Consider the following 11,552-nt stretch of genomic DNA (forward strand, 5'->3'; position numbering starts at 1 on the left):
GGGAGCGGAACCAGTTGAATTGGGCCCCGGACGGTGTGGTGTAGGGGTTCTGCCGGTCATTGACGAACAGATGTTCGGTCAGAGGTGTGAAGGACATGCAGCGCGCCTGCACATGCTGCCCCCGCAGGATCGCCATGACACGGCTGAGGATGCTGACACGGGATCCGCCCGTGCGGTCGCTGTCGGGAAAATCACCCTGAGGATCCAGCGCGCGCCCGGCCTCCAGCATCAATGTCCGGCAACCGCGCTCGCTTGTTTCCTTCGCAACCCATCCACCGGCTGCGCCGGAGCCAATGACGATGACATCGTATTCTGGTCCGGATGCCTGCATCGTTCAGGGCCTGCGCGTGATGTAGCCCCAGACCTCGCCACAGGTCCAGGCGATGGTCAGGATGATGATATAGGGCAGCGCCGCTAGGTATCGCAAAAGCCGCCCCTTGCCCGCCTGTGTCAGACCGTGGCGCACCCACAGCACCGGTGGGATCAGCGGGCTGGACAGGATATAGACCAGCCGTTTCGGACCACTCATATGCATCGCCCGGATATGGCCAAACAGACGCCCCCAGTGAAAGCGCTCGGGCAACAACTGGCCCAGCCGGGTCGGGGGACGGACATGGTCGACAACCAGCTCATTGGACAGCAACAACTCTTCGCCCTGTTCGATCAGGAACCAATGAACGACCGGTTCGCGAAAGCGTTCTTTCCACAGATGGCGGGTCGCCTCGAGCGCTTTCCGGCTGTAGGTCACGTTCACGTCCGAAACCCATTCCGCCGGGCCGCTGTCGAACGGCAGGCCGTAGCGGCCAAAGTCGGTCACATAAAACGCCCAGTTCAGCAGCGAGACCGGTTCCTTACAGTCGATGGCGCCGCCAATGACATTCTTTCCGGTTTCCGCATGTAGGCGCATAACGGTGCGGGCCCAGCCCGGGTGTGGATGGCCACGATCTTCGAGGATCGCGATCACGTCACCAGTGGCGGCCGCCAGCCCGGCTGCGCGCCTGCGGTCAAACAGCTCATGCTGACCTGCCTCGGAGGTAATCGGGCGGGCGGGTGTGATGTCCCCAAGGTCCAGAAAATTCACATCCGGGAACTCCGCCGCGTAATCAGCGGCGTCTGAGACGCTCGCATCATATGGCACGATGATGTCCAGCGGCGGCGGGTCTTCGAATGCGGCAACCGACAGCAGGAAGTCACGCAGGTAAGAGCCGCCATCGACAATCGTCACGACAATGGAAAGCGTTGGATGATCTGTCACCGCAAGCTCCTGCAACTGAAAAAACCCTGCCTCTTCACGGCAGATACTGACAATGCCCGGTCGGGATGCCAAGCGTCGTCTGGAAACCGGTCAGAGGTCATGCGGCCATGTCCCCCAGCGCCTTGAGCGTCACAGGCTGGCCGGTTGCACTGCTTTCGCGCACCGCATCGGCAACCTCGATCGCCCGCAGGGCGGCGTGACCATCGGAAATGCGCAAACCTGTCCGACCCGCACAAAGGCCAACGAACTCCTGCAGCTCATCTGCAAAAGACAGCAACGCCGTAGTCTTCCAGGATTTCAGTTTTTCCCGCAGCATGATCCCGGGATAGCGGCGATGCTGACGGATGGGCCTGCCGCCCGGGCGATCCATGGTGATCAGCAGCGTTTCCATCGGCGCGTAGGCGCCGCGCACCATGCCTTTGCTGCCATAGACCTCGACCTGGCTTTTGTAACCTTTCCAGTCTGTCCAGGTCGCCTGATACATCGCCGGAATGCCCTCGGGGTTTTTGAAGATCGCCATCGCGTTGTCCTCAGAGCCGGGCTCGTTCCAGACCTTTTCGGTGGCGACACCATAAACGCTGGTGATTTCGCCCAGCATATGGCGGGCCATGTCGGTCATGTGAATCCCCACATCCCACAGCGCGCCACCCCCGGATATCTCGGATTTGTATTCCCAGTCATGCACGAATTTCGTCAGACCCTCATGGCCACCATAGATGCGCACATGATCGACCTCTCCGATCTGGCCCGATCCGATGATATCTTTCACGTAAGAGAAGGCTGGGTAATAGCGCATGTTGAATCCGCCGCCCAGAGCCCTGCCCGCCGCCCGGGCTGCTAAAACGATCCTGCGGCTGGCCTCGACCGTGGTGGCCAGTGGCTTTTCCGCCAGCACGTGCAACCCCCGCTCAAACGCGGTCAGGCACAAAGGTTCGCGCACATGTGCCGGAGTCGAAATAATGACCGCGTCCATGTCGGCATCAAAAAACCTGTCTGCATCGGTAAAGGCTGGCGCACCACTGGCCACGGCTTCGGCGCGGTCCATGTCCATATCCATAACGGCGGCAAGCGTGGTGTCAGGGTTGTCGATAATGGTCTGCACGCGCATCTGCCCGATCTTGCCGGCTGCGCCGATCACACCGATCCTCATAAAATTCCTCACTCAAAAACCTTGGGGTGTTACACCCCGGACATCTATAACAGCAGATCATCTGTTAGCGGAGTAGCATGCGCAACCACCCTGCGCTAGGCTTCTGAGGCGCAACGATTTCATGCCTAGATTTGAATTGAAGAAGGATTGGCAACAGTGAACTTCACCGGATCAGAAAAACTGCGGGGGCAGGCAGTCTTTGTCACCGGCGCGACAGGGTTTCTCGGGGGGCGCCTGGTTTCGACCCTTCTGGAAAGCGGGGCGCGGGTTACAGCTCTGTTGCGCAGCCGCCATGGCGCGAAAGGCCTTGAAGCAAAGGGCGTCACTGTCGTCACCGCAGCACTTGGTGATCAGGGTGCGATTGCAGACGCCCTGCGCGGCCACGACATACTGGTGCATCTGGCCTATGACGTGCGGGCCACTTCCGAGAAGAACCTGTCAGATTTTGCCGCACTGTTCAGCGCGGCACAGGATGCTGGCATCGGCAGGATCGTCCATACCAGTTCCATCGTGGTTTATGATGTCTGGCCCAACGCGGATCTGGATGAAACCAGTCCGGTGCAACGCTCTGGTGGCAGCCCGTACCGCCAGGCCAAGATCGAGATGGAGAAACAGCTGATGGCTGGACCCATCCCGGCCGCCATCCTTCAACCCACCTTGATTTATGGGCCCGGCAGCGCCTTGTGGACGGATCAGTTGACGGAAAATCTGGCCACAGGAACACAAGTCCTGCCGCAGCCCCTGGGCCTGTGTAACGGCGTGTTCGTCGACGATGTGGTACAGGCCATTCTTAGGGCGGCAGTTCTGGCGGATCTGGGGCAGGAACGCTTTATCATCTCCGGGCCTGAACCGGTGGCTTGGTCCGACCTTTTAGCCGGCTATTCGCGGATCATCGGCAAAGGCGAGCTCCGCCTGGAACCGTATCAAACCCTCTCGGATCGATTGGGCCCCGAACCCGATCATGATGCGGGTCCCGAGACCCTCTCGGCTGCGGCCCGGATCGGAGCGCTTGGCCGTACGCTGCTGGGGCGGGAACGGTTCGAAGCGCTGGTGCGTGCCATTAAAAGACGCGTCTCCTCCGGCGATGGTGCCGCCTATCCCGACCGGCATCTGCTGGAACTTTTTGCGGCCAAGGGCAGGTGTAGCATCGCACATGCACAGGAGCGGTTGGGTTATCAGCCCGACTACTCGCTTGAAAAAGGTCTGGCGGCGACAGCAGACTATTTGCGGGGCCGGTTTGGCTAACGCCATGCCATTATTTGAAACGCAACCGCATGGCCCGGATTTCGGGGCCGCTATCAAGGCAAAAACATGCTGCATATTGGTGTAGACGCCAGTTCCTGGGAAAATGAACGTGGCTTTGGACGTTTCACCCGCAATCTGATCCCTGCCCTGGCGGCCCGGAAATCGGGCTTTCGCTATACGTTGCTGTTCGATCAGGAACCGACGCGGCCTGTACCCGAAGGTGTCGACATCCGGATTGCCGGGTCGGACAAGTCGATGTCAGAGGCCTCCTCCGGGGCCTCGGCGCGCGGCGGGGCCGATCTGATCACCATGGCCCGATCCGCACAGCGGATGGAATGCGATCTGTTCTTCTATCCGGCGGTCTACTCCTATTTTCCACAACTGATCCGACGGCCCTCGGTCGTGTGTTTTCATGACACCATTCCTGAACGGTTTCCCGATCTCATCTTCCCCAAGAAACTGAACTTCCGCCTGTGGCAGGTGAAATGCTGGCTGGCCAAGAAACAGGCAACGCGGATCATGACAATCTCGCAGGCGTCCGCCAATGATCTGGAACGTATTCTGCGCATCCCCGCAGATCGCACCGACATTATCACCGAAGGGGCTGAGCCGGTCTTTCGGCAAATCCACGACGCACAGCTTCTGGCGCAGACGCGTCAGACATACGATATCCCGCCCGACGCGCCCTTGCTGGTCTATGTGGGCGGCTTCAACCGGCACAAGAATGTGCTGCGCCTGATCGAGGCGATGCCTGAAATCCTGGCGCGTGTGCCAAATGCACGCCTGGCCATTGTCGGGCGCACCACCGGCGCGCGGTTCTGGGACAATGTCGAAGACCTCAAGGCCAGCGCTGCTGCCGATGCGGCGCGGTCCGAGAGCATCATCTTCACCGGTGAGATCGACGACGAGCAGCTTGCATTGCTTCTCAACACAGCCGATGCGCTGGTCTTCCCCTCGCTCTGGGAGGGGTTTGGTCTGCCGGCGCTTGAGGCGATGTCCTGCGGTACCCCCGTTTTATCCTCGGATTGTGGCAGCCTGCCCGAGGTGGTGGGCGATGGCGGGCTGTATTTCGACCCCCTGTCCAGCCAGGCACTGGCAAATCAGGCCGTCCGGCTGCTGACTGAACCGGGCCTGCGGACCGACCTTTCGCAAAAGGCGCTGGCGCAAGCCACCCAGTTCAGCTGGGACAAGGGCGCGGAACTGGCCGAGGCGTCGTTTCGGCAAGCATTACGCCCTAAATGACAAAAATTATCCTGACTTGGACATATCAAAAATACCCTCAACAATACCATAAATGGCCAAAGATTGAGGCGTTTTGGGAAACACGGTACTGCAGTCTCGGACCGGGCCGACAAATATATTGGATTCGCCCCCGTTCCGCCCTATCCGTGGAAAGAGCCTGAATTTCCGACGGCCAAACCGCACATTGATTTCAGTCTGACTTTGTACGATCAGGATAGATTATGAACTACGAAACCTCGCACCATCTTTCCCTCAAGCAGCTTATCGCGGCGCGCGATGCGCGGGTTGCTGTGGTTGGGCTGGGCTATGTCGGGCTGCCACTGGCGCTGACTGCCTATGATGAGGGGTTCGATACCACCGGCGTTGATCTCAACCCTGACCGGGTAGCACGGATCAATCAGGGCGATCAGGTCATATCGTATCTGGCGTCAGACCGGATCGCTCAAGCGGTAGACAGCGGCAGGTTCCGCGCAACGCAGGACGCCGCGGCACTGGCCGAGGCCGATATCATCCTGATCTGCGTGCCGACCCCGCTGACCGATGCACAAGACCCGGACATGCGCTTTGTCGCAGCCGCAGCGCAGACCATCGCGCAGCATCTGCGCCCCGGTCAGATGGTGGTGCTGGAAAGCAGCGTCTGGCCCGGTGCCACCACGACCCTGGTTCAGCCGATCCTTGAGGCGGGCGGTCTGCGCGCGGGTAGTGATTTCTTCCTGGCGTTTTCGCCCGAGCGCGAAGACCCCGGCAATGACAAGTTCGACACGCACAGCATCCCGAAGGTGGTGGGCGCCGACGATCCGCTGTCGCGGCAACTGGTCGAGGATTTCTACCGCGCTATCGTCACCAGCGCCGTTCCGGTCAGCTCGGCCGCCACAGCCGAAGCGGTGAAGCTGGTCGAAAACAGCTTTCGCACCGTCAATATCGCGCTGGTCAACGAGTTGAAGACTGCGCTTGAGGCGATGGATGTGGATGTTTGGGAAGTGATTGAGGCCGCGGCCACCAAACCGTTTGGCTTCATGCCCTTCTATCCCGGTCCCGGAATTGGTGGGGCCTGCATCCCGGTGTCTCCGGCCTATCTGGCCTGGCGTGCCGCGGATGCAGGATCTGATACGCCGATCATCAATCTGGCCCGCTCCAGCAACGACGCCGTGCCATCCATGCTGGCGGCACGGATGGCCGCCGAACTGGCGGCGCGTAACGGCTCGGCCATCGCCAAGAGTGGGCTGCCCCTGACCGGACAGCGCATCCTGCTGATGGGCATCGCCTATAAGCGCGATGTCGAAGACACCCGCCGCAGCCCGGCGCTGGTGCTGCTGGACGAGCTCGAGAAGCTGGGGGCCGAAGTCGACTATCACGACCCCTATTTCCCGCGCCTGCCCGAAGGTGGCGAATATCCGCAGCTTGCGGGTCGCACATCCCAGCCGCTAACCGCAGAAAACCTGAAGCGCTATGCGGCGGTGGCCGTGATCACCGATCACAGCGCCCCGGATTACGGTCTGGTCGCGCGCAAGGCGGCGCTGGTCTTTGATACGCGCAATGTTTTTGAAAAAGCGGGGATCAGGGTGACGGACGGGCGTCTGGTCAAGATGTGACCCCTCAGCCCCCCTGCCATTCGGCGGCCGAAACGCACGCTCATCTGGCATTCCATCCAATCAACCGCGGATCGACAGAGCGGTGCCATAGGCGAACCTTTGCACATTTTCAGGGATGTGGGCGTTCCATATTGCTGTCACAAAAGTTTTGAGAAACTATCCACTCAGACATTCCTATGTCTCAATAAATTATAAAGCAGTGTGGCACGAGTAGTGGAGCAAAGCTCCTCCCGGTAAAAATAACCAAATTTTAACCCTCTGTAGTTCAAAGTTTTGCCATGATTTCACCGCGAAATCATTATGGGCATCTGCCCAATGGCTGAACTGCAACCACTTGAGGGCTGGCCAGACCAAGACCATAGCCGGAGGACTTGGAGAACATGATAGGAGTTATCGGAATAGCCATTCTTGTCGGCCTGTGCGCCGCCGGGATTGCTTTGTTCTCCGGTGCGTCCATCCTGATGGCTCTGGGCAGCTATGTCCTCTTCGGCTGGCTGTTCATCATTGCCGCTCTCATCGTCATCGGTGCTGTCAAAGCCGTGAAGACACGCGTGCAGAAACAAAACCCCGCCTATTCCAGCTAAGGGCTAATCCCGCCCGGCGACCCTCTTGGCCACATAGCCCAGAAACGCCCGCTGCGGGTTTCTGATCTGCGGGCGGCCGGATGCGGTCCAATAGGCCAGCCAATCCGCCTCCAACGCATAGACATCGCGGCCCGGTGCCATTGCCCGGGCTTCCTCCAGTGCCTGTGACGGCAGGATCGGTTTGTCCGGTCCCTCGACCACCTGGCCACGGCGCGAAAAGCGGATCAGGTCGCCGGGCTCTTCGATCATCTCGTAATCGGGCAGGTGATCGGCTGCGATCATGTCGCGGATCATTTTGCGGAACACCCGCCGGGGCGAGGCCGAGCCCGATTTCTTCAGCAGCACCTCGACCGAGATCCGCCACTCGGGCTGGCGACCGCAATGCTTGCGGGCCAGCTCATAGATGCGCCGCTCAAGCGGTTTGCGCAGGCGAAAGTAGTCGCGGCTGAGGGTCAGAACGGATTTCGCCAGCACCGCGCGAAACAACCAGTCCGACAGTTTCACACTGACGCTGACCATCCGGCCCGCCCGGGTGTGGCGGACGATTTCCCAGCTTTCGATCAGGCCGAACCCGGTGGTGGTTTCCTTCTCGCCGGTGACAATGTTGGTGGTGATCCGGGTGCCTGCCAGCCGCTCGAACGCTTCGCGCAGACGCTTGTAGCCATCGCCGCTGGTTTCGCGGTTGGTGGCCACCAGCAGATCATGCGCCTTCAGATGCAGCACCCGGCTGACCGTCCGGCCCGCATTGATCGCTGCCATCAGCTGGCTGATGCAAAAGATCAGGATGTCCTTGTCGTGGATCGTCGCCAGCCCCCGCACCGAGGGCGTCACCGTGATCTCGACCCCGTTATGCTCGTAATTGAGGATCCGGCGATCCGGTCGGGTCGAGAGCGAAAACATCGGATGCTCCATCGAGCCCATATCTGTCTTGGGCAGCGCATCGAAGATATCGCATACAAAAAAATCACCCGTTGGGTGCCGGTCGGGCAACAACGCCCCTGACCCGCTCATACTGCCCTGCCCATATGTCCTGCCCGAATCTTTGTTCGTGGTTTTATTGACGCCTACCGTAGAGTTATCCACAGGACGCGTAAAGCCGCCGGAACGTGGGATCAGAGTCACTGCAACGTGGGATCAGAGTCGCCTGATCGTGGGATCAGATTCACTATGGGCGCTCGATAATGCAAAAAACCGTTTTTTTTCTTATACTTAAAAACATCAGGATTTCGCTGTAACTAATAAGATAACAGGATTCTAACTGGATATTTTTTTGCCTGACACTCAAAACCAGCGTTTCAATCGATAGTTACCCCTTATTATTGCTTAGAAAATCCGGTTTTATGCTCATTATGCTTCCGCATGCTTTCTTTTGTGGTATATTGGTCAAAACATAGCACATAGGCAGATTTTCAATGCGAGCAGCGACCTCCGAGGGGCTTCCCCCGTATTTCAATATCGATCCGGATCTGGCTTATGCTGAGCTTGGCAATCCAACCGGTACGGGTGACTTTTCACAAATCGCGGATGCCTGTGCGCGGGGTCGCAGCGATCTGGCAAACCGGGGGCTAGAAGAGAACGGTCAGAAAAAGCTGCGCCTGTTTTCAACTTGGGAAATCACCAAATACCTGATCCCTGTTGCACCCGCCCATTTTCGCCGTGTGCTGAAGGGCAACCCGGATTTGCCGCAGGGGCAATCCGAAACCGAGGGTGGGGCCAAGTGGTTCACGCTGGATGAGGTTCTGCGGCTGCGGGCACATTTTGCCTCGGAGGGGTCCAAAGCCAAAGAGTACCGCCCTTACCGGCCCAATGGGCTACCTGCCAAGATCGTTTCGGTCGCCAATTTCAAGGGCGGCGTTGGCAAGACCTCAACCTGCGCGCATCTCGCCATGTCTGCCGCCCTGGATGGTTACAAGGTGCTGGTCATTGATCTGGACAGCCAGGGTTCGATGACGTCGATCTTTGGCGGCAAGGTAACCGATGAATGGCAGACGGTGTTCCCCCTGCTGGCCCGTCATTACGCCACCCATCTGCGCCGTGATAATCAGGGACGGCTTGATCGGGGTGAGGCACCACACCCCATCGACGACACCTTGTCCGAAGCGCTGAAGGTCCGCAGCAGCGATCTGATCCAGACCACGCATTGGCCGAATATCGACTTGATCGGCGCGCAGCTGAACCTGTACTGGGCCGAGTTCCAGATCCCCGTCTGGCGAATGCAGGGCCGCAGCTGGAAGCTGTGGGACGCGCTGACCGATACGCTGGACGAGGATGGGGTGCTGGACGAGTATGACATCATCTTCATCGATACCCCCCCTGCCCTTGGCTATCTGACGATCAATGGGCTGGCCGCCTCGGATATCCTTCTGGTGCCCATGGGGGCCTCGTTCCTGGAGTTCGACTCCACCGGGCGCTTCTTTGACATGCTGCATTCCACGTTTCAGTCCATCGAAGATGGTGAGAACATGGCGGCTCGCGCGTTGGGACGGCCCGAGATGGCCTTTCAGTGGGACGCCGTGCGCACGATCATCACCCGCTATGACGGCAGCCAGCAGGCGGAGCTGGCCGGGCTGATGCAGGCCTATCTGGGTCGGACTCTGTCGCCACATTGGCAGGGCTACACGGCGCTGATCGGGCAGGCCGGGGAACAGGTCAACGGCATCTACGAGGCCGATTACCGTGATTTCAATCGCGAGACCTATGTGCGCGGGCGGGAAACCTTTGATGCCACCTATGCCTCGTTCAAGAAGCTGCTGATTGGTGTCTGGCGAGGTGAGGAACTGGCCCAGCAGGCCGAAGCGGCGGGAACGCCGGAACTGGCGCTAAGGTGATCATGTTTCGCGCGCGAAACAAATCAGTGGTGCCCGAAACAGGGTCTGATCTGCGCTGGAAAAGGAGAAAGTGATGGCAAAACGCAAACGGTTGACCCCTGCCCGGCCGGATTATCTGGAAGACACCCGCCCTGCCCCCGGGTTGAACCCCATGTTCCCTGCGGATACGCCCCGCGCTGCGCCTCCGGTTGCGCAGGTGGCTGGAGCCACGGCGGCTCAGGCGGCACTGGAGGAGCTGTCCGGAGAATTGCGTGCCGCCCGTGCCGAAGGTCGGCTGGTGCAGGACCTGCCGCTGGATTCCATTGAGGAAACCTATCTGGTGCGCGACCGGCTGGCGGCTGATGACGCGGATATGGAGGCATTGAAGGAAAGCCTGAAGGCGCGCGGGCAGCAAACACCGATTGAGGTCGTGGAACTGCCGGAGGGGCGTTATGGGCTGATCTCTGGCTGGCGTCGGATGACAGCGCTGCGGGCCTTGGCGCAGAACACGGGCGAGGCGCGCTTTGCAACCGTACGTGCCTTTCTCAGGCAACCACAGAGCGCATCAGACGCTTACGTGGCCATGGTCGAGGAAAATGAGATCCGCGTCGGGCTGAGCTATTATGAGCGCGCCCGGATCGTGGCGCGCGCGGCAGAGCAGGGCGTTTACCCGGATGAGGCCGCCGCCCTGCGCGGGCTGTTTGCATCGGCCAGCCGGGCGAAACGGTCAAAGATAGGGTCCTTCATCGCGATATATCACGCGCTGGACGATCACCTGCAGTTTGCTTCGGCCATTCCCGAGCGGTTGGGATTATCGATTGCCAAGCTTGTGAAAGAGGAGTCGAAAGCGACTGCTTTGATAGCCAAAGCCCTGCAAGGGGCCGCGCCCGAGACATCGGAAACTGAGATATCGGTTCTGACCCGCACGGCAAACAACCTGTCATCAAGGGATGCAAAATCGCCCGCTCCCGAGACGGTCTCGAAAGAGACATTCGGTGACATTCATTTGAAACAGAGTCGAAACGGTTCACAAGTCATCCTGTCCGGTCGAGGGATGTCTGAAGAATTTCTTATGGAACTGAAAACCTGGCTACACGCACGCAGCACCTAATGTTTCGCGCGCGAAACCGCCCCTTCTTTCATCCCAACAGGTCCGTCGCCGGGTTTTCGGCGATATCGACGTCATCGTAGTATTTCTGCGCCTGCGCCATGGAGCGGTGCAGGGACAGGCGCATGGCGGCCTGGATCGGGGCGCCGTCCAATGCGGCTTGCGTCAGAAACCCCGAGCGCAGCCCGTGAGGGCTGGCGAAGTCCTCAGGTAGCCCAGCCAGTTTCAGTCGATGCTTGACGATCTGATAGATCGCGTCTGGAGACAGACGGCGTTTCAGCACGTGGTCGGCCTTGGAGATGGGGCGGAACAGCGGCCCATCCCTGATCTGACCCACCTCGATCCAATGCACCAGCGCCTGTGCCGCCCGGGTTTTCAGCACCAGCCGCGGGGTTTCCCCCTTTTGGGTGGTCTTGGTTTCCAGCAGTGAGATCCACACCAGGCCCTTGGTCTCGAACTCTTTCAAGGACACATCTTCCCGCATCAACCCGGTGATCTCGGACCTTCGCCGCCCGCCCGAGGCCCAGCCCAGCATCAGGAGCGCCCGGTCGCGGCAATCGCGCCGCGAC

10 protein-coding genes and 1 pseudogene are annotated in these 11,552 nt (G+C 59.8%); 6 read left to right on the plus strand and 5 right to left on the minus strand.

Annotated elements, in window-relative coordinates:
• The 3 genes and pseudogenes from AC2FLZ_RS20625 to AC2FLZ_RS20635 all read right to left on the minus strand — a co-directional run.
• Positions 1-331, minus strand: a pseudogene (locus AC2FLZ_RS20625) (GMC oxidoreductase); the annotation flags it as partial.
• Between the two features lie 3 nt (positions 332-334).
• Positions 335-1,255: a glycosyltransferase gene (locus AC2FLZ_RS20630; protein WP_496882697.1), complete on the minus strand. Its 921-nt coding sequence runs from the start codon at positions 1,253-1,255 to the stop codon at positions 335-337.
• A gap of 97 nt (positions 1,256-1,352) precedes the next feature.
• The gene (locus tag AC2FLZ_RS20635; RefSeq protein ID WP_496882698.1) at positions 1,353-2,393 is read right to left on the minus strand and encodes a Gfo/Idh/MocA family protein; all 1,041 of its coding nucleotides are present in this window, start codon (positions 2,391-2,393) and stop codon (positions 1,353-1,355) included.
• Positions 2,394-2,561: 168 nt separating this feature from the next.
• Here AC2FLZ_RS20635 and AC2FLZ_RS20640 point away from each other — a divergent pair, with 168 nt between their 5' ends.
• The 4 genes from AC2FLZ_RS20640 (at position 2,562) to AC2FLZ_RS20655 (ending at position 7,068) form a co-directional block, all read left to right on the plus strand.
• A complete protein-coding gene (locus AC2FLZ_RS20640; protein ID WP_496882702.1) occupies positions 2,562-3,650 on the plus strand; it encodes an NAD-dependent epimerase/dehydratase family protein in 1,089 nt (362 codons plus the stop codon).
• Between the two features lie 66 nt (positions 3,651-3,716).
• Positions 3,717-4,892 (plus strand): glycosyltransferase family 4 protein, encoded by a 1,176-nt coding sequence (locus AC2FLZ_RS20645; RefSeq protein WP_496882699.1) that lies wholly within the window; start codon positions 3,717-3,719, stop codon positions 4,890-4,892.
• Positions 4,893-5,113: 221 nt separating this feature from the next.
• The gene (locus AC2FLZ_RS20650; protein WP_496882700.1) at positions 5,114-6,484 is read left to right on the plus strand and encodes a nucleotide sugar dehydrogenase; all 1,371 of its coding nucleotides are present in this window, start codon (positions 5,114-5,116) and stop codon (positions 6,482-6,484) included.
• A gap of 380 nt (positions 6,485-6,864) precedes the next feature.
• Complete coding sequence (locus AC2FLZ_RS20655) at positions 6,865-7,068, plus strand: hypothetical protein (protein ID WP_209599306.1); 204 nt, start codon at positions 6,865-6,867, stop codon at positions 7,066-7,068.
• 3 nt (positions 7,069-7,071) lie between these two features.
• Here the strand turns inward: AC2FLZ_RS20655 and AC2FLZ_RS20660 are convergent, their stop codons facing one another.
• The gene (locus tag AC2FLZ_RS20660; protein ID WP_480555417.1) at positions 7,072-8,079 is read right to left on the minus strand and encodes a replication initiator protein A; all 1,008 of its coding nucleotides are present in this window, start codon (positions 8,077-8,079) and stop codon (positions 7,072-7,074) included.
• A 401-nt stretch (positions 8,080-8,480) separates the two neighbouring features.
• Here AC2FLZ_RS20660 and AC2FLZ_RS20665 point away from each other — a divergent pair, with 401 nt between their 5' ends.
• Together AC2FLZ_RS20665 and AC2FLZ_RS20670 are read left to right on the plus strand one after the other, a co-directional pair.
• Positions 8,481-9,896 (plus strand): AAA family ATPase, encoded by a 1,416-nt coding sequence (locus AC2FLZ_RS20665; RefSeq protein WP_480555415.1) that lies wholly within the window; start codon positions 8,481-8,483, stop codon positions 9,894-9,896.
• Positions 9,897-9,969: 73 nt separating this feature from the next.
• The gene (locus AC2FLZ_RS20670; RefSeq protein ID WP_480555414.1) at positions 9,970-10,986 is read left to right on the plus strand and encodes a ParB/RepB/Spo0J family partition protein; all 1,017 of its coding nucleotides are present in this window, start codon (positions 9,970-9,972) and stop codon (positions 10,984-10,986) included.
• A gap of 28 nt (positions 10,987-11,014) precedes the next feature.
• On the opposite strand, the gene AC2FLZ_RS20675 is transcribed toward AC2FLZ_RS20670, so the two are convergent.
• Positions 11,015-11,552: tyrosine-type recombinase/integrase (locus tag AC2FLZ_RS20675; RefSeq protein WP_496882701.1), on the minus strand; the 538-nt coding region annotated here is incomplete at its 5' end.

This window comes from Ruegeria sp. YKSF131 (genome assembly GCF_059612645.1).